This is a genomic window from Marinospirillum sp., assembly GCF_044810985.1.
Lineage (GTDB): Bacteria > Pseudomonadota > Gammaproteobacteria > Pseudomonadales > Halomonadaceae > Marinospirillum.
This window is the reverse complement of sequence record NZ_CP085242.1, coordinates 1,608,375-1,627,698: the sequence shown is the minus strand read 5'-3', so window position 1 is coordinate 1,627,698 and position 19,324 is coordinate 1,608,375. Positions and strand designations below refer to the sequence as shown.

The window sequence follows — 19,324 nt, the reverse complement described above, 5'->3', positions numbered from 1 at the left end:
ATACAGCGAACTCCATGCTGCTTTGGATGGCTTTCAGCGATACAGCTCACCGGCTGCTTCGGGCTGATAAAGAATCTCCTCGACTTTCAGGGCTGCGTCTTTACCGCTGGGCAGTTGCCAGTGGACTTCTTCGCCCACACGGGCACCCAGCAGGGCTGAGCCCAGAGGAGCCATGACCGAAAGCTGGTCGGTCGCTTCCTTTTGCAGGTTGTGGGGATAAACCAGTTCTTTTTCCAAGAGGGTGTCGGCCTTGATGTCCCGGAAGCGAACCCGGCTGTGCATGCTGACCAGATCAGCAGGGATTTCATCGGGCGCGGCGATATCGGCGTTGTCGAGTCGCTCGGCCAGGGCCTGGGCAACCGGCATTTTGCTGTATTCAGCGGAGTCCACCAGCCTTTCCAGACGGGCGTGATCCAGTTCATTCAATAGCAGATGAAGTTTGGCAATCATGTTTTTTCCTTTAATAAAAACAACACCCCCGCAACCAGGGCTGCGGGGGTGTTGGTCTGTTCTTTAATTAACACTAGACTAGCTGTTAAAAACTTTGTCCGCAACCCTTGTATTGCTGCTCCTGGAAGGTGACTTCCACCCGGTGCTGGAAGGGTTCGCCTGAGTTGACATCAATACACATGATGTTGTCGACCTTGTATTCAAGCTGCTCATCATCTTGGGTCTGGGCCTGGTAACGCCGGGTGATCAAATCCTGATGGGTTTGCTTGACGTCCGTAAACTCAATGGCTTCCGTACCATAGTTGAAGGTCAGGGTGCCGCTGCCCTTCTGACGAACCTCCAGTGACCAGCCAGGGTAAGAACCTCTGGCTTTCAGGGTGATGGCCTCCGGTGAGTTGTCCGTTCCAGCAATCTGGGGGTGCTCCAGTTCGGTGATATCGCCTTCATTTTCCAGTTGGCATTGCATCCAGGTTTTCTGGGGTGTTTGCACTCTGGCTCTTTTACCCTTGCTCCAGAAGCTGGTGTTACTGGATTGATTCTGAAAAAGGCTTCCTGAAGCAGCGCGAGCGGTCTCCATGGCGATCCAGGAGTCTGACTCGGGCAATTGCAGCCAGAGTCGTTCACCCGCCTGACGACTTTCCATGACATCCTGGCCGTCACAGATCCAGACCTGCCCCTGCAGTGCATCCTCAAATTCAGGGACAGGTTGCAGATTGCTACAGCCTGCCAGCAGCAAGCTGGCCAGCAGACCGATCAGTGGGGTTTTAATCCAGCATGGACAGGTCACGTACAGCACCCTTATCGGCAGAGGTGGCCAGTAAAGCATAGGCTTTCAAGGCAGCCGATACTTTACGCTCACGTGGCTGGGCCGGTTTCCAGCCTTTTTTGTCCTGCTCAGCACGGCGCTTGGCCAGCTCTTCGTCACTGATTTCCACATCAATACGCCGGTTGGGAATATCGATCAGGATGGAATCACCGTCCTGGACCAGACCGATGGTCCCACCCGCTGCCGCTTCCGGGGAAGCATGGCCGATGGACAGACCGGAAGTGCCGCCGGAAAAGCGACCGTCGGTTAGCAGGGCGCAGGCTTCGCCCAGACCTTTGGATTTGATGTAGCTGGTGGGGTAGAGCATTTCCTGCATACCGGGGCCGCCCTTGGGGCCTTCGTAACGCACGATCACTACATCCCCTTTCTTGACCTTGCCATCCAGAATATTGGCAACCGCTTCGTCCTGGGATTCGGTGACGTGGGCTTTACCGCGAAAGACCAGCAATTCATCAGCCACACCGGCTGTTTTCACCACGCAGCCATCTTCGGCCAGGTTGCCATAAAGTACGGCCAGGCCGCCTTCACTGGAAAAAGCGTTTTCGAGGTTGCGGATACAGCCATTTTCACGGTCGGAATCCAGGTTGTTCCAGCGGGTGGACTGGCTGAAGGCTTCCTGAGTGGGGATGCCCGCTGGCCCAGCGCGATAGAATTCCAGGATTTCCGGCGTGGGTTTGCGCAGAATGTCCCAGGTTTCCAGGGCCTCTGCCAGGGTTGAGCTATGCACCGTTGCCAGTTGAGTGTTCAACAGACCGGCACGATCCAGCTCGCCTAATAAACCGAAAATACCCCCGGCACGGTGGACATCTTCAATGTGGTATTTCTGGGTGTTGGGGGCCACTTTACAGAGTTGGGGGATTTGTTTGGACAAGCGATCAATATGGCTTAAATCAAAGTCCACTTCGGCTTCCTGAGCCAAAGCCAGCAGGTGCAAAATGGTGTTGGTGGAGCCGCCCATGGCAATATCCAGCGCCATGGCATTGCTGAAAGCACCCTGATTGGCAATCGAGCGCGGCAGTACGGAATAATCATCCTGCTCATAGTGACGTTTGGCCAGCTCGACAATACGCTCCCCGGCTTCTTCAAACAGGCGACGGCGATCTGAGTGAGTTGCCAGGGTGGTACCATTCCCGGGCAAGGACAGCCCCAGAGCTTCGGTCAGGCAGTTCATGGAGTTGGCTGTGAACATGCCGGAACAGGAACCGCAGGTGGGACAAGCGGAACGTTCATACTCAGCCACGGTTTCATCACTGGCATCGGAAGCGGCAATCACCATGGCATCCACCAGATCCAGACCATGCTCGGCCAGCTTGGTTTTGCCCGCTTCCATGGGGCCACCGGAAACAAAAATCACCGGAATATTCAGGCGCATCGCCGCCATCAGCATACCTGGAGTGATTTTGTCGCAGTTGGAAATACACACCAGCGCATCAGCGCAGTGGGCATTAACCATGTACTCCACGGAATCAGCAATCAAATCACGGCTGGGCAGGGAATAAAGCATCCCATCATGGCCCATGGCAATGCCATCATCCACGGCGATGGTGTTGAATTCCTTGGCCACACCGCCAGCTTTTTCAATTTCACGGGCCACCAGTTGCCCCATGTCTTTCAGGTGAACATGGCCGGGAACAAACTGGGTAAAGGAATTGGCAACAGCAATGATGGGTTTCTGGAAGTCATCATCCTTCATCCCGGTGGCACGCCAGAGGGCGCGTGCACCGGCCATGTTGCGACCGGCAGTGGTGGTACGGGAGCGATAAGTGGGCATGGGCAGACCTCTGAAAACGGGGTAGTGTAGTCGGTTGGGGGCTATTCTACAGCGACTGGCCATTGCAGGCGAACCCGAAAATTCAGGTTGGTGATTCTTCTTGCCAGAAATATGTGTATTTTATGTGATAAGTAATAGCTTTATATGTGTAACTGTTCGTTTATAAATGTTGTTGATAGCTGATCTGCTTGAGCTGTTAGAACTACACTGATATTATCTTGATGCCGGTTTTAAAGGGCGGTAAGGACTTTATAAAAACTGTTTGCTCAGGAGAAATGAAGGAATGAAAAAACTACTAATGGCTGTCTTGGCAGTTGTCTTTGTTACTGGTTGTACCAGTACTCAGCGTATGGGTGACTTTACAGCTGCATCTTCGCAGAATGTCCGTAACCTGGACTATAGTGTTGCTGAAGGATCCTCGACTCGAGTAAAGGGTGAAACTTGCGTCACTTATGTGTGGATATTTAAGCTCGGACCATCAGATGCACAGATCCAAAGAGCTATGGATGATGCCATCAGTAATGGTCGTGATTCTGGCTTAGATGGTGATCTTCTGGTAAATGTTCGCATTGAAAATGAAATACGTAACCTGCCTCTCTACAACAAGCAGTGTGTCGTTGTTTCAGGTGACTTGGTTAGTATTGCCCCTTAAGCATTACCCTGAAATGTAAAAAAACCGGCTAAGGCCGGTTTTTTTACATCAAAAAATCAAGAAAAAAGTCGTTTAGATCAATGTTGGTACAGCTGGTGCAGATTTAAAAAATTGATCTGAATCAATTTCCGTATATTTGTTCATGGGCACAGCAAAAATGCATTGCAAGGTTATGGCAAAGGGCAGGCCAGGTAACCAGTCTTTGACCAGTTGGAGGACGGCTATTGCCTGCTGGTGATCCCTTTCTTTTTTTGATGGCCTTGCGCTCAGGTTGTTGTGCTACAAACCATTTATGAAGGGCAGAAGCTCTGGGGTTCACCGTTTCCAGTACATGGAGCCTTGCACACTGCGCTCCTGGGTACGCAAGGTCTGCAAGGATTCAAAAACCTGGGTGGCATTGATCAGTACCCTGGATTGTTCGGAAGTAAGTGCTTTGATTTGCATGGCGGCAACTCTTTTAACTAATAATACGCATGCTGCTCTATAAAATTAGTTAAAACAGGCTAAAAGCTCACTCCTGCTTTGAGCCACAATTGATCTTCCCCCTGTTCTTCGTCCAGTCCCTGGGCATAGCCCAGCTCCAGCGGCAGCAGGGCTTCAAAACCAACCACCAGTTCCAGAGTGATTTGCGCGCCGATACCTGCGTAGCTCTGGTAATCAGCAGCGGCTGAATGGATTTGGGCGTGATCCACAAATACCTGTCCGTAGAGGTCACGCAGACCGAGCGGGTAGATCCCCCAGTTTTGTTGGATACGAGCCAGGGGCAGGTGGTATTCCAGGCTGGTCAGGCCAAAGCGCCGGGTCTGGAACTGGTCCCTGGTATAGCCGCGCAGGGCGTAGGTATCCCGGCCAAACAACGATTGGCCCAGAAGTCCACTGTCGCTGCCCAGCCAGTAGGCTTGCGCCTGATCTTCGGCATAGCCAGCTGCCAGACGCAGAGCCAGGGTGTGCGAAAGCCCCAGATGCCAGTAATGCTTGCCATCCAGTTGGTAGCGCTGGCCCCGACGGTCATTATTAATCATCTCATGGGTTTCAGCCATAGCCCGCCACTGAAAACCACGAGGAGCAATGTTGTCCAAGGAGGCATAGCGTCTGTCCCAGTGCAGAGCCAGCCCGGTATCCTGGCGGCGGTATTCCGGTTGCTGATGCTGGCCTTCAGTGCGCCACAGGTCTTTTTCCTGCTGGAAAAAAAGCCCGGCATGGAGGGCAAGGCGGTCGTGATCGAAGTTGAGTAGGTTCAAGCGTGCCAGACTGAAGTTGTCTTGGTGGCGGCTGAGAAGAGATTTGCCTTGTGTGTTCTGGTAATGCTTGAGAGTGCGTGAAAGAGTAGCCTGATAACGGTTATCTAGCCGATAGCTAAGCGCTCCAAAAGGCTCTTCCAGCTGGTTGTCCCAGGTTGCGAGAAGGTCATACTGGTGGCGACCCAGAGTATCCATACCGCTGGTCATAAAGCCCAGTTCGGTACGGTTTTCATCCAGGTAAAAAACCGGCAGCCAGTAGCGCGGCCTTAGTGTTGACCAGGGGCGATAAGGCTTTTCTGCACTGAGTTGAACCTCGGAAACTTCTTTACGTGCTGGCCCCTGGAGTGAAGTTTCAATTCGGGCTGACTGATCCAGCAGCTCCTCTGCTTTCAGGTAATAGAGGTCATAGCCTTGGCTGGAATAGCTCTGGAATACCAGATCACCGGTTTTCAGTTCCACCGGGGTGAAGGCTCCCAGCTTCTGGTCAGTGAGGCGACGAAGCTTACCGCTTTCCAGGTGCAATCGATAAAGGTTGTAAACACCCGTGTAGTCGGCAGTGAAGATCAGGCTCTGGCCATCCTGGGAAAAAGTCGGCTGACCCTGGATATCAGCGTTCTGGGTGAGTTGCTCCCACTTGCCTTGTGCCAGGTTCATCCGGGCCAGTTGCCAGCTTTGCCCGGCGGGTTTGAAACTGGCTGCCAGTAGCCGACCGTCCGGTGAAATACTGAAATCACCCAGGACTTCACCGTATTCACCCTCCCAGATTCTTTCCAGTTCCTCTCCCTGAGCATTGAGTCGATGCAGGCTGGACACTCCAGCCACCTGTTTGCGAGCCAGCAGATCACCATCGGGTAACCAGCGTGCCTGGCGATAACGCTGTCCATCAGTCAGGCGCTGCAAACCGGCATGCTCATCCCAAAGCCAGAGGTCACTGAACAGGCGATTGTCCCTGTGCTGTTGAAAGCGACTGATGACCACCTGACCCTGAGCGTTGACATCTATCAGCCCCTGGCCTTCCAACGTGGTCAAGGTAATGGGTTTCTGACCAAGCTGATGAAGCTGCAGGCGGGTGCGGCCGTGACGACTGGATTCCAGCCGATAAATCTTATTGCCGATCACAGCCGGTGGAGCTTCATTCAGACCCCTGCTGGTCAAAGCCTCGCCTTGCGGATGAGGTGAATTCAGAGGTGCAAAGCGCTCTTCCAGCCATTTCTGGTATTCAGACCAGAGTTCAGAAAAGTCCATGCCCAGGGACTCTTGTGCAGTAGAGTTGAGGAAAAAAGGCAAAAGGTTATTGCGATAAGCCTGCAGCCATTCCTGCACAGCTTTCGGCCCCAGGGCTTCATCCAGAAACTGATAAAAGAAAACCCCGTAAAGATAAGCCTGATCCGGTGGCCAGTCCCGGTTCTGGCCATTGATGCGGGACAGGGAAACCAGACCGGTCTCGACTTCAGCGCGCATGCGCATGGCCTGAAGGCTGCTTTGACCGCGACCGACTCCGGCCGCAAAATCGGTTTCCGAGCGCATCGCCAGGCCTTCAATCAGCCACAGGGGTTGAAACAAATGCGGGAAAAAGAGAGGAAAGCGGCCAAATAACCGGCGCAGGTTTTTGGGTGCCCCTTCCGCCTGATCCAGATGCAGAATATGGGTGTATTCATGCTCAATGAGCAGCCTCAGCCAGTGGTCATAGTCTTCCAGATTGGTGAAGCGATCCGGGTGGCTGATGTACAGGCGATTCTGGTTGAAGGGGTAAACACTGGCCCAGCCATTGGCCAGATCGTAGTCATCAGTGAGTACCAGATGGGTTTGGCTCCGGGGTGTCCAGTCCAGTTCAACCGTCAGTGTCTGGTGGGTGTTTTCGGCCAGAGCTGCAACGCGGGGCAGGTGCTCCTTCAGGCTGGCGGGGGCATGAACCACAAAGTGACGGCTTTCACGACTGTACCAGGGTTCTTCAGGCCAGCCTGCAGCCAGAGGAGCGGTGAGGGGGCCGGCTGCCTGGGAGAGAAAGCTGCACAAGAGCAGCGCTAACACGACAAGTCCCTGGTGCATAGGAGATCCCTGGTTATCAGTTTGCAGGTCTTTTCAATCCTGTTTCTGGCGTTTGGCTTCTTCTTTGAAGCGGGCCGCTTCCAGATTGTGTTTGTTGAGCAGTTTATAGAAGTCGGTTCGGTTGCGTCCAGCGAGGCGGGCGGCTTCTGTAACTTTGCCTTCTGCAAGTTTGAGGACTTTGATCAAATATTTTTTTTCAAAATCGGAGCGGGCTTCATTCAAAGAAGGTAGAGAGCGGGTTTCCTTGTCCAGGGCTGCGGCAACTTGGCTGGAGCTGATGGTTGCTGTCTGGCTGAGAGCCACGCATTGCTCAACAACCTTGATCAGTTGACGTATGTTGCCGGGCCAGGGGGCTGCGGCCAGAAGTTGCATGGCTTCCGGGGAAAATCCGGTGACTTTTTTGCCGGTTTCCTGGGCCGTCTGTTGGAGTAGATGGCGAACCAGCAGAGGCAGGTCTTCTGAGCGCTCATGCAGGTCCGGAAGGTGCAAGCTGATCACGCTCAACAGATAATAGAGGTCTTCTCTGAGCAAATCTTCTTCGAGCAGTTGGTGGGCGGGTAGGCGACTGCTGGCAATCAGGCGCAGACCAAGGCTTTTGTTTTGCAGGGCAACCAGAAGTTGTGCCTGGAGGCTGTTGGGTAAGTTGTTGATTTCTTCCAGGTAAAGAGTCCCGCCTGGGTGGTTTGCAACCATTCCTTTGTCATCAAACAACTCAAAAGCCAGCAGGTCTTCAGGCTGGCTGCTGCAATTCAGGACAACCAGGTCTTTGTCTTTTTGATGGCCAGCCTGGTGAATGCATTGGGCCAGCAGTTTTTTACCTGTGCCTGCCGAACCGGTGATGAGCAGGTTGATGTCCACCTGAGTGGCTTTTTCGGCCTGCTCCAGAAGCCTGGACATGATTTCACTTCGGGCCAGGAGAGGAGCATGCCAGCTGGTTTCCTGAGCCGGGTTCAGGTGGGCGGTTGCCTGTTCAATCAGGTCGAAGAGTTCATTTTTATCCACGGGTTTGGTCAGAAAACCGTAAACCCCCTGGCGGGTGGCTTCCACGGCATCGGGAATCGTGCCGTGGGCGGTCATGATGATGACCGGGAGGCCGGGTTTTTGCTTTTGAATTTCTGCAAAGAGGGCCAGGCCGTCCAGTTCATTCATACGCAGGTCGGAAAGCACCAGGTCCGGGGTGAAATGCTGAAGGTTTTCCAGAGCCTCTTCACCGCTGATTGCTGTGGTGACCTGGTGACCTGCACTTTCCAGGCGGATTGAAAGCAGCTTGAGCAGGCTGGGGTCATCATCAACTAGCAACAGGTTGACGGGGTTGTTGGTGCGCTTTATTTCTGGCATCAGCTTCATGGCAACTCACTTTACTCAAGCCGGTTTGGATGGCTGAGTATAAAAATAGGTGACAAGCTGAAAAAATGTCGGCGTTTGGACACACTCTATTCCAGGCTGAAGGTCTCGTTGGGTCGGGGCCACTGCAAACGGAAGCAGGTTCGGCGGTGGCGGGAATACATGAGTCTCAGCTCTCCCTTTAAGGTTTTCATGCAATCGGCGGCTATGGATAAGCCAATACCGGAGCCCTTGATGCTGCCCTTGCGGCGCAAGCTGCCTTGGTAGAAGGGTTCAAAAAGGTGTTGTTGCTCATTTTCAGGAATCTCCGGGCCGGAGTTTTCAACTTCAATCCATTGCGACTCTTCTGACTTGCCTGCCCTCAGTATCAGGGGTTGGTGGGGATCTCCGTAATGAAGAGCATTGGAAACCAGATTGTCCAGCACCTTGCCGAGAAGCTGGGGGTCGGTATGCAGTTGGATTTGTGTATTGTGCCGCTCGATCTGCTGCTGTTGTTGCTGAAATTGCAGTCGATAGGTGGCCAGGATTTCATCCAGTAGCGGGTCCAACTGTATTGCTGTTGAAGTCTGGGCTTTGTTTTGTTGCAGTTGGTTGTAGCTGAGTAGCTGTTCAATCAGCTTCTGCAGGGCACGGCTGTTTTGCTCAAGAAGTTGTGCAACTTCCTGTTGCTCGGGGTTGAGTTCGCCCAGTAGTTGCTCGCTGAGCAGGTCGGCGGCTTCACGAATGCTGGCCAGGGGGGTTTTCAGTTCATGGGAAATATGTCGCAGAAACTGCTGTTTTTGGCTTTCTATTTCATGAAGCTGTTTTTCCAGCCAGTTCAGGCGCTGATCCAATTTGATCAATTCGCTTGGGCCGCGTTTAAGCTGCTTGAATTCGCTGGGTGAGTGCAAACTGGCGAGGGAGGCAATTCTACGCTCCAGATAACCGATGGGCCTGAGCAGGCGCCAGGTGAAAAACAGGATAAGAACCAGGGAGAGAGCAGCTAATAAAAGCAATTGCCAGGCCAGCTGTTGCTGTAATTGCTTGACCTCCTGCTCGAATTCGCCCAGGTGTTGGTCGACGGCTTCACGGGTTTCTATTTCCATCTGGCTGGTCAGCGCCGATAACTGCTCCAGGGGATCAATTTTATCCGCAGGCAGAGTGTTCATCCACATCAGCAAAGCTTTAAGTTCTTTTTTCGCCGCCAGAGGCGGAAAGAGAATAAATTCCTGTTCCAATAAACGCACAAAGCTTTCCTGCTGATTCTTGATGAGATCAAGCAGGGCCGGGGTTTGCATGACCTTGTGCTGTCGAGTGGTGCGCTCCATTTCCAGAGCCAGGCTGGAAAGGGTTTGTGCCCTGCGGGTAAAGGCTACGGCTTCCTGGGCACTCAGGCCTGCCTGGGCGGAAAGCTCACGGTAGGTGTTGGAGGCCTGGTAAACCAGCAGCCCCAAGGGCAGCATAACCAGAACAAAGCCCACTAACACCAGCTGTAACAAGGATAAATTGGGTAGACGGCCGTAGGGCATAGCAGCTTTTACAGAGTCTTGTAGAAAACACGTGAATTGCGTTGCCAATTATATAAATCCCGCCTTGCAGCCGGTAATTGCTCAACCTGGGCGGGCAAAAAGCCCCGTTCCAGAAACCAGTGGGCTGTGTGGGTGGTCAGGACAAACAACTGCTCGATACCCAGGGCACGAGCCTGCTTTTGCAGGCTTTCCAAAAGCCGGTCACCTCTTTGGCCCTGGCGATATTCGGGGTCGACCACGACACAAGCCAACTCCCCCTGTTTTTGATCGGGATAAGGATAAAGGGCTGCACAGGCAATAATACTGCCATCCAGATCGATGACCGTGAAGCGTTCGATTTCCGCTTCCAGAAGTTCGCGTGAGCGCCTGACCAGGACTCCGGCTTCTTCCAGGGGACGCAGCAGGGCCAGTAGCCCACCCACATCTTCTATGCGTGCCTGACGCAGGTTTTCATAGCGTTGCTGGGTAATCAGGGTGCCATCGCCATCACGGGTGAAAAGCTCCTGCAAAAGAGCGCCACTGCGTTGATAACTCAAGAGGTGGGCACGGGCCACGCCACGACGACAGGCACTGCAGGCGGCTTGCAGATGACGCTGCAGAGTCGATTGGGGTGCCAGGCTGGTGAGCCAGCTTTCCGCTTCATCCGGGGAGAGGTCGCGAATCAACTCGCCGCTGGGGTTTTTCAGGCCTCCATCTTCTCCAAACAGGATCAGTTTGTCGGCGCCCAGGTGGATGGCTGTGGCCATGGCCACTTCTTCGGCATCCAGATCAAAGGTTTCCCCGGTGGCTGAATAGCCCAGGGGTGGAAGCAGTACGATGGCACCCTGATCCAGAAGGCTGTTGATGCTTTTGACTTGAATGCGCCTGACCTCACCGCTGGAATGCAAATCGACCCCTTCACGAATACCCAGAGGGCGGGCTGTGACCAGATTGCCACTCAAGACTCTAAGGCCCGCGCCTTGCATGGGTGAGTTGGGCAGCCCCATGGACAAGCGTGCTTCCAGCTGGGTACGCAGGCCACCTGCACAGGTTAACAGAACCTGCAGGCGCTCGGCGTTGACGATCAGGCGTCCCTGATGTTCCTGCCAGGTCAACTGGTGGCGGGCAAAGCTTTCCTGAAGCTGGGGACGCATCCCATAGGTGACCACCAGGCGAATGCCCAGTGAGCTGAGCAGGGCCAGATCGGCAATCAGCTCATCCAGGCCACTGGTGCGCAGGGCTTCGCCATCCAGGTGGATGACGAAGGTACGCCCGCGATGGGCGTTGATGTAGGGTGATGCGTGGCGGAACCAGTAAACGGACTGGCTAAAGCTGGAATCGGACAAGGCTTTGCTCACTTTTCATGCAAAGCCATCAGTTTAACCAAAGCTGGCCTTGAGAATAAAGAAAATGATGATCGACAGGATAGCACCTGCAGGCAAGGTCACCAGCCAGGAAGCAAAAATATTGCCGACAACACGCAGATTCAAGGCAGCCAAGCCACGCGCCAGGCCCACACCCAGAACGCCACCCACCAGAGTATGAGTGGTGGATATGGGCATACCGATACCCGAAGCCAGAACCACAGTGGTTGCTGTTGCCAGGGTCGCAGCAAAGCCGCGGCTGGGAGTCAGCTCGGTGATATGGCTGCCGACGGTAGCGATGACCTTGTGACCATACATGACCAGACCGGCAACGATACCCCCGGCACCGATCAATAGCACCCAACTGGGTGTGGCGACTTTGGAGGCAACATCTCCCCCGGCCTGGACAACGGAAATAATGGCGGCCAGAGGGCCGATGGCATTGGCGACATCATTGGAACCATGAGCGAAAGCCATGGCACAGGCGGTAAAGATCATTAGCAGGGCAAAGACCTTCTCGACATTGGCAATCTGCAGCTTGCCGGGGGCCTGTTCACGTTTGATGTTTCTTTCCAGCCAGAAACCCAGCAGAGCCAGACCCAGGCCGGAGAGGCAGGAATAAAGAACAGCCTCTGGGCCGCTGATTTCCAGCCCCAGGTGTTTCAGTCCCTTGGTAAAGGTCACCAGAGCAACAATGAAGCCGACAAAGAAGATGTACATGGGGACATAGCGCTTGGCAGCAGCAAAAGGATCCTGGGAATCAAAGATCAGCTTTTGCAAACTCTTGAAGAGCAGAAAGCCCAGGGTGCCGGAAAGCAGGGGTGAGGTGACCCAGCTCATGGCAATCTTGCCGACGCCATCCCAATGCACCGAATCCATGGAAATCCCCACAGCAGCGAAACCTACGATAGCGCCAACGATGGAGTGGGTGGTGGAAACCGGCCAGCCAAAATAGCTGGCGATCAACAGCCAGGTGCCTGCAGCCAGCAGCGAGGCGAGCATACCGAAGACCAGAAGCTCAGGGTTGCCGACAAAAACCTCGGCATCCACGATGCCTTTGCGGATGGTGGAGGTAACCTCACCACCGGCCAGCCAGGCCCCGGCAAACTCAAAAATGATGGCAATAATAATGGCTTGTTTGATGGTGATGGCTTTGGAGCCCACCGAAGTCCCCATGGCATTGGCGACATCATTGGCCCCGATCCCCCAGGCCATGAAAAAGCCAAACAGACAAGCCAGTAGAATAAAGGTGTTACCGTGTTCAAGAATAATCGACATAAAAAATCCCGTCGTTTAGATTGCTGTTCAGGGTTAACGTGCCATCAGGATTTGCAGGCGGCCACCAACGCGCTGGGCGCGATCCGAGAGTTCCCCCACCCAGTCAATAATGCGATACAGGAACATGACATCAACGGGGGGAAGTTCTTTTTCCAGCTCAAACAATTGACCGCGGATTTCAACTTCCAGCTGGTCGGCTTCGTGTTCCAGGCTGTCCAGCTTTTCGATCATTTGCGTGAGCAGGTCGGTGACGTGACGACCGAAACCGGATTCCAGGAGTTCATCAATCTCATTGATGGTCTGTCGAGCCTGTTCCACGGCATCAATACCACTGTTGATGAAGCCAATCATGGGTTTGGCCAGGGGTTCGGGGATCTGCATTTTGCGCCCCAGCATCAAACCGGCAATATCCTTGGCCCGGTTGGCAATCTTGTCCTGCAGGCTGACTAGTTCCAGCAGGTCGCTGCGCGAAACCGGCATAAAAAGGCTGCTGGGCAGGCCCAGGCGAATTTCACGCTTGAGGTCATCGGCCTCATGCTCAAGTTGGTTGATGGTCTCGCGCACCCGGGCGGCCTCTTCCCAGTCGTCAGCCAGAACAGCCGCCATAAAGGGTCGCAGCTGTTCACTGGCAGCATGGGACTTGGCTATGTGTTCTTGAAGGGGGCCGAAGGGTGAGCGTCCGAAAAGTCTGGAAAAGGGATTGCTGGATGGCATACTGATCACCTTGTGGGGTGGGGATCGATCGATATAATGACTTGCCAAGCTTTTGGCTGGCGGCATTATAAAAGCCCTGAAACCTTTTTGTCACAAACTTTTAACAGAAATGCAGCATAAGAGGTGCGCATGGCCGAGGAAATCGAGTTAAAGCTGTCAATGCAACCCCGGGATTTGCCTCGGCTAGATCGTTTGCTGGCGGATATGGGAGCGGAGCGTCCACAGGTGCAGCGCCTGGAAAATACCTATTACGACACACCCGATTTGCAGTTGCATCATGCCAAAGCGGCTTTGCGACTGCGTCATACCGGTAAAGGCTGGGTGCAAACCCTGAAAACCAGCGGCAAGGCGAGAGGTGCCTTGAGCCAACGCGGTGAGTGGGAAGAAGCGATTGACGAGCCTCGCCTGCACTCTGAGCTTTTGCCCAAAGAGGTCATCAACCCAGCCTGGCTGGAGCAGGTGGAGCCGGTTTTCACCACTCACTTTACCCGTAAAACCTGGGAGTTTGTGGAGGCTGCTTCCCAGTCGGATTTGCGGGTGGAAATTGCCGCTGATTCCGGAGAGGTTGAGCTTCCTTCCGGCCAGAAAGAGGTCATCAGCGAGCTGGAGCTGGAGCTGAAAAAAGGCCCTGCAGAAGCCCTGTTCACTCTGGCAGAGCAGTTGGCCGAGCATATCTGCCTGCATCCCGGTTTGATCAGCAAGGCGGAAAGAGGCCTGCGACTGATGAACCCGGACAACGATCCACCTCTGGCCTCACCGCAGCTGGGGAAACAAACCCGTTTTGAAGCCTTGAACGAGCTGGCCAATCACCAGCTCAACCTCTGGATCAAGTGCCATGAAAGCTGGACGTTCAATGCTGCAGAAGCCGAGTTGCAGGAAGCTCAGCGGGCTCTTTTACGCTTACAGGGCCTGCTGGTTATTCAGCAACGCCTCTGCCCTTCGGCTCCCCTCTACCAGGCTCGGGTTGATACCCAAAAGTTATTACAGGCGTTTGCTCCTTTGGTCACGGGCAGTCATGCCGATCGCGTGTTGCAACAATTGACCCTGGAGTCGACCCAGGCAAGCAATTGGCGGCATCAACATCTGGGCTATGCCACCAGGCGCAGTGACTACCGCAAACTCTGGGAAGAGCGGTGGACCGGGCAGGCCGGGTTGCAACTGGTGAAAAGCCTGTTTAAAAGCCGCTGTCTGGACAAGGCGTTTTCGGTGCAGGCCCCCCGCAAGCTTTTGGATATGGCCTGTGCTCATTTGCGCTTCCCCCGACAGCCTCTGGAGGCGGAAGTCTGGGTGCAACGCTATCCGGCTCTGGTGCGTTTGCAGCTGCTGTTGGAACAGGTGCAGCCCGATGGAAAGGATGATCTCAAGCTGGCAAAACAGCTGATTCAGGGTATTGAGGACTTGTCGGGCTACCAGCAACTGCTGGCAACTCCTGATCTACCACAAGAACTCAACCGGAAAGTGAAGCAAACGCGCCAGGAACTGTTGTTCAATCTTGGGCGCTGGGCTCAGGCCTTGTGGACAGCAGAGCCATGACTTTTTGTACCGGTTTGAAGCTGCGACGGTGCTCCGGGAGGGGCCCCAGCAGTTGCAGTGCCTGCATATGGGCCTGGGTGGGATAGCCCTTGTGGCGATCAAAACCATAATCCGGATACTGCTGGTGCAAATCCAGCAGCTGTTGATCACGATGCACCTTGGCAATAATGGAGGCTGCAGAAATGGCCGGATGACGGGCATCGCCCTGAATAACGGCCAGGGCAGGTTGCTGCAGTTGCGGAGGAAGCTGTTTGCCGTCGACCAGTACAAATTCGGCCTGGGGTTGCAGACCGTCCAGAGCACGCTGCATGGCCAGGAGGCTGGCCTGAAGAATGTTGAGGTGATCAATTTCCACAGCAGTGGCTTCAGCAATCGCCCAGGCCAGGCTTTTCTCGCGAATTTCCACAGCCAGGGCCTGACGCTTTTTATCACTGAGTTTTTTGGAATCCATGAGTCCGGCAATAGGCTGCCCGGGATCAAGAATGACGGCAGCAGCAACTACGGAACCCACCAGAGGGCCACGGCCCACCTCATCGACACCGGCCAGAAGCGAACCTGAATAGAGGATTTCCTCAGCCTGGAGTTCAGGAAGGGCTGTTTTGGCCATCGGGCTTCTCCGCTTGCATCAGTTCCTGGATAGCGGCGGCAGCTGTCTGGCTGGCATTCTGCTGCAGTTGCTGATGCAACTGATAAAAAGCCTGGCGTTGTTGCTCGGCCACTTCCGGTTGATTCAGCAACACCTGAACATCTTTGGCCAGTTGCTCAGGTGTTGCGGCCTCCTGTAGGCGCTCGGTCACCAACTCTTTGCGTGCCAGTAAATTCGGCAGGCTGACCCAGGGCGTTTTCAGCAGGAATTGGCCCAGCCACCAGGTCAGAGGTGCCACCTGATAGCTGACCACCATGGGGCATTTACAGAAAAGCGCTTCCAGGGTGACGGTACCAGAAGCCAATAAGCAGGCATCTGCGGCCTGCAGGGCAAGATCCGCCTGGCCGTTCAACAGGGTCAGGTTGTTCACTGGGTGAAGATTCAATAACTCTTGCAGTTGCTGATGACGAGCAGGAGTGGCCGCAGGCAGCAGAAAATGCAGATCCGGGTTCTGTTTTTGCAGCAGTTGCGCCGTTTGCAAAAAACCACCGCCCAGTCGACTGACTTCCCCACCGCGTGATCCGGGCAGAAGACTGACGACCCGATCTTGTTCTGAAAGACCTAACGCCTGACGGGCAGCCGCCTTGTCCGGCTGCATGGGTAAACGATCAGCCGTGGGGTGACCGACGAAGGCCACGGGCATCTGGTGTTGGTGGTAAAAATCGGCTTCAAAGGGCAGCAGGGTCAGCATCAGATCACAGCTTTGTTTGATGCCTTTGATGCGTCCCTGTCGCCAGGCCCAGACGGAAGGGCTGACATAATGCACGGTTTTGACACCCTGCTGGCGCAGTTTTTTTTCCAGACCCAGATTGAAGTCAGGTGCATCAATGCCCAGCATTAAATCGGCACCCCAGGCCAGGGCGTCCTGATAGAGGTGTTTGCGCACCTTCAATAGCTTGGGCAGGTGTTTGAGAACTTCCACCAGCCCCATGACCGAGAGAGTTTCCAGAGGGTAAAGACTCGTGAGGCCTTCCGCCTGCATTTTTTCACCACCCAGGCCGCGAAACTCAGCGTCTGGGTAGCGTTCCCTAAGAGCAGGAATCAAGGCGGCACCCAGAAGATCACCGGATAGCTCTCCGGCTACCAGATAAATCTTCACCGGGTAATGCCACGCTGGGAGTTTTTGATGGAATCAATAAACACCTGCAGCTCTTCCAGAGGTTCTTCTGCCTCCAGCTGGGCAATGGCTTCCTGAAGGGTCAAACCTTTGCGGAACACAATCTTGTAGGCATTGCGCAGCGACTGCATGGCTTCCTTGGAAAAACCACGACGCTTGAGCCCTTCATAGTTGATGCCGTGAGTTTCAGCCGGATGCCCACTGATCATGGTGTAGGCAGGAATATCTTTAAGGATAATCGAACCACCACCACACATGGCATGGGAGCCAACCCGGCTGAACTGGTGAACAGCTGAAAGACCGCCCAGAATTACAAAGTCACCCAGGGTGACATGACCTGCCAGGGTGGCCTGATTGGCCATAATGCAGTCATCACCCACGATGCAGTCATGGGCAACGTGGGAATAGGCCATAAACAGGTTGCGGCTACCGATCCGGGTCAATTGGCGATCCTGCACCGTACCCCGGTGAATGGTCACACCTTCGCGGATGACGTTGTCATCACCCATTTCCAGACGGGTGGGTTCACCCTTGTATTTCTTGTCCTGGCAGTCTTCGCCGACGCTGGCAAACTGAAAAATCCGGTTGCGTTCACCCAGTACACTGGGCCCCTTGATGACCACATGAGGTCCGATTTTACAGCCGGAACCCAACACAACATCCGGGCCAATGATGCTGTAGGGGCCGACCTCAACGTCGGCTGCCAGCTGGGCTCCAGGATCAACCAGAGCCGTGGGATGGATCAGGCTCAAACTTTTTTCTCCGCACAGGTGATTTCAGTTTCGCAGACCGTCTGACCATCAACATGGGCACGGCAGGCAAAGACCCAGATGCCGCGTTTTTCGCGCAATACCCTGGCTTCCAGAGTCAGGCGATCACCCGGAACCACGGGGCGCTTGAAACGGGTTTTCTCACTGCCTACAAAATAGTAGAGATGGCCATCTTTGGGTAGTTTGTTGACTGTTTTAAAGCCCAGAACCCCAGCTGCTTGAGCCATGGCTTCAATAATCAGAACACCGGGAAAGATGGGGTGCTCAGGAAAATGCCCCAAAAAATAAGGCTCATTGATGGTGATGTTCTTGTAAGCAACAATCGATTTGCCCAGTTCCAGTTCAATTACACGATCGACCAGCAGGAAAGGGTAACGATGGGGTAGGTATTCTTTGATTTCATTTACATCCATGATCATGGATTTTCTGCCTCTGCTTAGACGCCCGAAAGCGTGGAGGCTGGCGGGCGCAAACTGGTTTAATGACCTGAAGGGGTCAGGTTTGGGGTTGGTTCTTGTCGGTCTGTTGTGCCAGTAGCTTTTCCAGGCGGCGTACTTTCTGGTTCAGTTCATCCAGCTGGCGGAAACGCACTGCACTTTTGCGCCACTGGTGACTGGGTTGTAAACCGGTACCGGATGAATAAACACCAGCCTGATCAAGGCTGCCGGTAATCATGCTCATCCCGGTTGCCTGAACACCGTCGGCAATTTTGATGTGCCCGGCGATGCCGGTTTGTCCGCCGAACATGCACTTGGCTCCTATTTCCGTGGAGCCGGCAACACCGACCTGGGCGGTAATCGCAGTATGTTCACCCACTCTGACATTGTGGGCCAGATGCACCAGATTATCGATTTTTACATCCCGGCTGATATGGGTGTTACCCAGGGCGCCGCGATCTATGGCAGTGTTGGCACCAATTTCCACCTGGTCTTCAATAACGACACCACCCAGTTGGGCAATTTTTTCCCAACCGTCTGGAGTGGGTGCAAAACCATAACCATCTGAGCCAATAACAGCACCGGCGTGAATAATACAATCTTTACCCACCTGGACTCGACGATAAAGCGTCACTTTTGGGTAAAGTTGTGTGTTTTCATTTATCCGGCAGTCACGTCCCAGATAGCACTGAGCTCCGATAATCACCCCGGCTGCCAGCTGACAGCCTGCTTCAATCACGGCTCCAGGGCCAACGTGAACACTGGGATCGAGATCTGCCGAGGGGTCAATAATCGCACTGGGGTGACGTTCACCTGCAGCGGGTCTGGGGTCATCGAACAGATGAGTCAAACGCGCAAAGCCCAGATAGGGATCAGCAAGAACAAGGGCATTACCCTGAAAATCCCGGGCCTGTTCCTCTTTCAAAAGAACGGCACCGGCTTCAGTGGTTGCCAGAAAGCTGGCGTACTTGGGATTACTGAGAAAACTGATCTGGTGCTTTTTTGCACTTTCCAGGGAAGCCAGACCGGAAATCTCCCGATCGGCATCGCCCTGGATTTTGGCACCCAGTTGCTCAGCCAAGTGGGCCAGAGTGAAGGTTGTCATGGCTGGCTTTATTCCTGCTCGTTGGCATTCAGTTTTTCGGCAACAGCGGAAGTCAGATCCAGTTCCGGTTTGGCAAAATGCACAGCCTGACGATCCAGCAGGATATCAATGTTGTGTTCTTCAAGCAGCTCGTTGATGGCCGCTTCCAACTGAGGGCGGTTATCATTGATGATCTGTTGACGCATCTGCTGTTGACGCTGCTGCAGCTGGTTGCCTCGCTGCTGGTATTCCTGAACCTTCTGCTGCATTTCCTGAGTCAGGCGGGTGCGTTCACTTTCACTCATGACATCGCCATCCCTTTGCAGACGCTGTTGCAGGCTGCGGCCTTCTTCAGCCAACTGCTGGATGCGTCCTTTTTCACTGTTGAGCTGCTGATCTATTTCCTCAAAGGACTGGCTGATTTTATCCGTGGCCAGTAAGGCTTCCTGAAGATCCAGAACAGCAAGGCGCTGAGTGTCCTGGGCCTGGGCCGAAAAGCTCCAGACCAGGCTGATAAAAATCAAGAAAATAAGGGGTAATTGTTTGTTAAACACAAGCTGG

At 54.1% G+C, this 19,324-nt stretch carries 18 protein-coding genes; 2 read left to right on the top strand and 16 right to left on the bottom strand.

Annotation, left to right across the window (positions count from 1 at the left end):
- Window positions 1–33: 33 nt before the first annotated feature.
- From rnk to ilvD, 3 genes are all read right to left on the bottom strand, one after another.
- Window positions 34–450 carry a nucleoside diphosphate kinase regulator gene (rnk, locus tag LG323_RS07775; protein WP_404414550.1) on the bottom strand — a complete coding sequence of 139 codons (417 nt, stop codon included), beginning with the start codon at window positions 448–450 and terminating at the stop codon, window positions 34–36.
- A gap of 85 nt (window positions 451–535) precedes the next feature.
- Window positions 536–1,237 carry an MliC family protein gene (locus LG323_RS07770; RefSeq protein ID WP_404414547.1) on the bottom strand — a complete coding sequence of 234 codons (702 nt, stop codon included), beginning with the start codon at window positions 1,235–1,237 and terminating at the stop codon, window positions 536–538.
- Window positions 1,215–3,047, bottom strand: coding sequence for a dihydroxy-acid dehydratase (gene ilvD / locus LG323_RS07765; protein WP_404414544.1), 1,833 nt, complete (start codon window positions 3,045–3,047; stop codon window positions 1,215–1,217). The genes LG323_RS07770 and ilvD overlap by 23 nt, the downstream gene beginning before the upstream one ends.
- Window positions 3,048–3,330: 283 nt before the next feature.
- Between ilvD and LG323_RS07760 the strand changes: the two genes are divergently transcribed.
- Window positions 3,331–3,699, top strand: a complete 369-nt coding sequence (locus LG323_RS07760; RefSeq protein WP_404414541.1) for a hypothetical protein — start codon at window positions 3,331–3,333, stop codon at window positions 3,697–3,699.
- Window positions 3,700–4,014: 315 nt separating this feature from the next.
- Here LG323_RS07760 and LG323_RS07755 read toward each other — a convergent pair whose 3' ends face one another.
- The 7 genes from LG323_RS07755 to LG323_RS07725 all read right to left on the bottom strand — a co-directional run bounded on the left by LG323_RS07755 (window position 4,015) and on the right by LG323_RS07725 (window position 13,176).
- Window positions 4,015–4,143, bottom strand: a complete 129-nt coding sequence (locus LG323_RS07755; protein WP_404414538.1) for a hypothetical protein — start codon at window positions 4,141–4,143, stop codon at window positions 4,015–4,017.
- A 59-nt stretch (window positions 4,144–4,202) separates the two neighbouring features.
- Window positions 4,203–6,989, bottom strand: coding sequence for a hypothetical protein (locus LG323_RS07750; protein ID WP_404414536.1), 2,787 nt, complete (start codon window positions 6,987–6,989; stop codon window positions 4,203–4,205).
- Between the two features lie 33 nt (window positions 6,990–7,022).
- Window positions 7,023–8,336 (bottom strand): response regulator, encoded by a 1,314-nt coding sequence (locus tag LG323_RS07745; RefSeq protein WP_404414533.1) that lies wholly within the window; start codon window positions 8,334–8,336, stop codon window positions 7,023–7,025.
- A gap of 86 nt (window positions 8,337–8,422) precedes the next feature.
- Window positions 8,423–9,841, bottom strand: a complete 1,419-nt coding sequence (locus tag LG323_RS07740; protein ID WP_404414530.1) for a sensor histidine kinase — start codon at window positions 9,839–9,841, stop codon at window positions 8,423–8,425.
- 8 nt (window positions 9,842–9,849) lie between these two features.
- Window positions 9,850–11,166: an amino-acid N-acetyltransferase gene (gene argA, locus LG323_RS07735; RefSeq protein WP_404414527.1), complete on the bottom strand. Its 1,317-nt coding sequence runs from the start codon at window positions 11,164–11,166 to the stop codon at window positions 9,850–9,852.
- Window positions 11,167–11,199: 33 nt separating this feature from the next.
- Complete coding sequence (locus LG323_RS07730; protein WP_404414524.1) at window positions 11,200–12,462, bottom strand: inorganic phosphate transporter; 1,263 nt, start codon at window positions 12,460–12,462, stop codon at window positions 11,200–11,202.
- A gap of 33 nt (window positions 12,463–12,495) precedes the next feature.
- The gene (locus tag LG323_RS07725) at window positions 12,496–13,176 is read right to left on the bottom strand and encodes a TIGR00153 family protein (protein WP_404414521.1); all 681 of its coding nucleotides are present in this window, start codon (window positions 13,174–13,176) and stop codon (window positions 12,496–12,498) included.
- Between the two features lie 129 nt (window positions 13,177–13,305).
- Between LG323_RS07725 and LG323_RS07720 the strand changes: the two genes are divergently transcribed.
- Entirely contained in the window at window positions 13,306–14,709 is a 1,404-nt protein-coding gene (locus tag LG323_RS07720) for an inorganic triphosphatase (protein WP_404414518.1), read from the top strand.
- On the opposite strand, the gene rnhB is transcribed toward LG323_RS07720, so the two are convergent.
- The 6 genes from rnhB to LG323_RS07690 all read right to left on the bottom strand — a co-directional run bounded on the left by rnhB (window position 14,663) and on the right by LG323_RS07690 (window position 19,317).
- On the bottom strand, window positions 14,663–15,316 hold the full coding sequence (rnhB, locus tag LG323_RS07715) for a ribonuclease HII (protein ID WP_404414515.1): 654 nt from the start codon (window positions 15,314–15,316) through the stop codon (window positions 14,663–14,665). The two genes, LG323_RS07720 and rnhB, sit on opposite strands and share 47 nt — an antisense overlap.
- Window positions 15,294–16,454 (bottom strand): lipid-A-disaccharide synthase, encoded by a 1,161-nt coding sequence (lpxB, locus tag LG323_RS07710; protein ID WP_404414512.1) that lies wholly within the window; start codon window positions 16,452–16,454, stop codon window positions 15,294–15,296. Before lpxB ends, rnhB begins: the two co-directional genes overlap by 23 nt.
- Window positions 16,451–17,218 (bottom strand): acyl-ACP--UDP-N-acetylglucosamine O-acyltransferase, encoded by a 768-nt coding sequence (gene lpxA, locus LG323_RS07705; protein ID WP_404420124.1) that lies wholly within the window; start codon window positions 17,216–17,218, stop codon window positions 16,451–16,453. Before lpxA ends, lpxB begins: the two co-directional genes overlap by 4 nt.
- 2 nt (window positions 17,219–17,220) lie before the next feature.
- Window positions 17,221–17,658: a 3-hydroxyacyl-ACP dehydratase FabZ gene (gene fabZ / locus LG323_RS07700; protein ID WP_310697367.1), complete on the bottom strand. Its 438-nt coding sequence runs from the start codon at window positions 17,656–17,658 to the stop codon at window positions 17,221–17,223.
- 79 nt (window positions 17,659–17,737) lie between these two features.
- Window positions 17,738–18,784: a UDP-3-O-(3-hydroxymyristoyl)glucosamine N-acyltransferase gene (lpxD, locus tag LG323_RS07695; RefSeq protein ID WP_404414509.1), complete on the bottom strand. Its 1,047-nt coding sequence runs from the start codon at window positions 18,782–18,784 to the stop codon at window positions 17,738–17,740.
- A gap of 8 nt (window positions 18,785–18,792) precedes the next feature.
- Complete coding sequence (locus LG323_RS07690) at window positions 18,793–19,317, bottom strand: OmpH family outer membrane protein (protein ID WP_404414506.1); 525 nt, start codon at window positions 19,315–19,317, stop codon at window positions 18,793–18,795.
- Window positions 19,318–19,324: the final 7 nt, after the last annotated feature.

Bases quoted from the DNA above. Each gene is read 5' to 3' on its own strand.
- rnk (WP_404414550.1), bottom strand. From the start codon at position 450: ATGATTGCCAAACTTCATCTGCTATTGAATGAACTGGATCACGCCCGT.
- ilvD (WP_404414544.1), bottom strand. From the start codon at position 3,047: ATGCCCACTTATCGCTCCCGTACCACCACTGCCGGTCGCAACATGGCC.
- LG323_RS07760 (WP_404414541.1), top strand. From the start codon at position 3,331: ATGAAAAAACTACTAATGGCTGTCTTGGCAGTTGTCTTTGTTACTGGT.
- LG323_RS07755 (WP_404414538.1), bottom strand. From the start codon at position 4,143: ATGCAAATCAAAGCACTTACTTCCGAACAATCCAGGGTACTGATCAAT.
- LG323_RS07750 (WP_404414536.1), bottom strand. From the start codon at position 6,989: ATGCACCAGGGACTTGTCGTGTTAGCGCTGCTCTTGTGCAGCTTTCTC.
- LG323_RS07745 (WP_404414533.1), bottom strand. From the start codon at position 8,336: ATGAAGCTGATGCCAGAAATAAAGCGCACCAACAACCCCGTCAACCTG.
- LG323_RS07740 (WP_404414530.1), bottom strand. From the start codon at position 9,841: ATGCCCTACGGCCGTCTACCCAATTTATCCTTGTTACAGCTGGTGTTA.
- LG323_RS07730 (WP_404414524.1), bottom strand. From the start codon at position 12,462: ATGTCGATTATTCTTGAACACGGTAACACCTTTATTCTACTGGCTTGT.
- LG323_RS07725 (WP_404414521.1), bottom strand. From the start codon at position 13,176: ATGCCATCCAGCAATCCCTTTTCCAGACTTTTCGGACGCTCACCCTTC.
- LG323_RS07720 (WP_404414518.1), top strand. From the start codon at position 13,306: ATGGCCGAGGAAATCGAGTTAAAGCTGTCAATGCAACCCCGGGATTTG.
- rnhB (WP_404414515.1), bottom strand. From the start codon at position 15,316: ATGGCCAAAACAGCCCTTCCTGAACTCCAGGCTGAGGAAATCCTCTAT.
- lpxD (WP_404414509.1), bottom strand. From the start codon at position 18,784: ATGACAACCTTCACTCTGGCCCACTTGGCTGAGCAACTGGGTGCCAAA.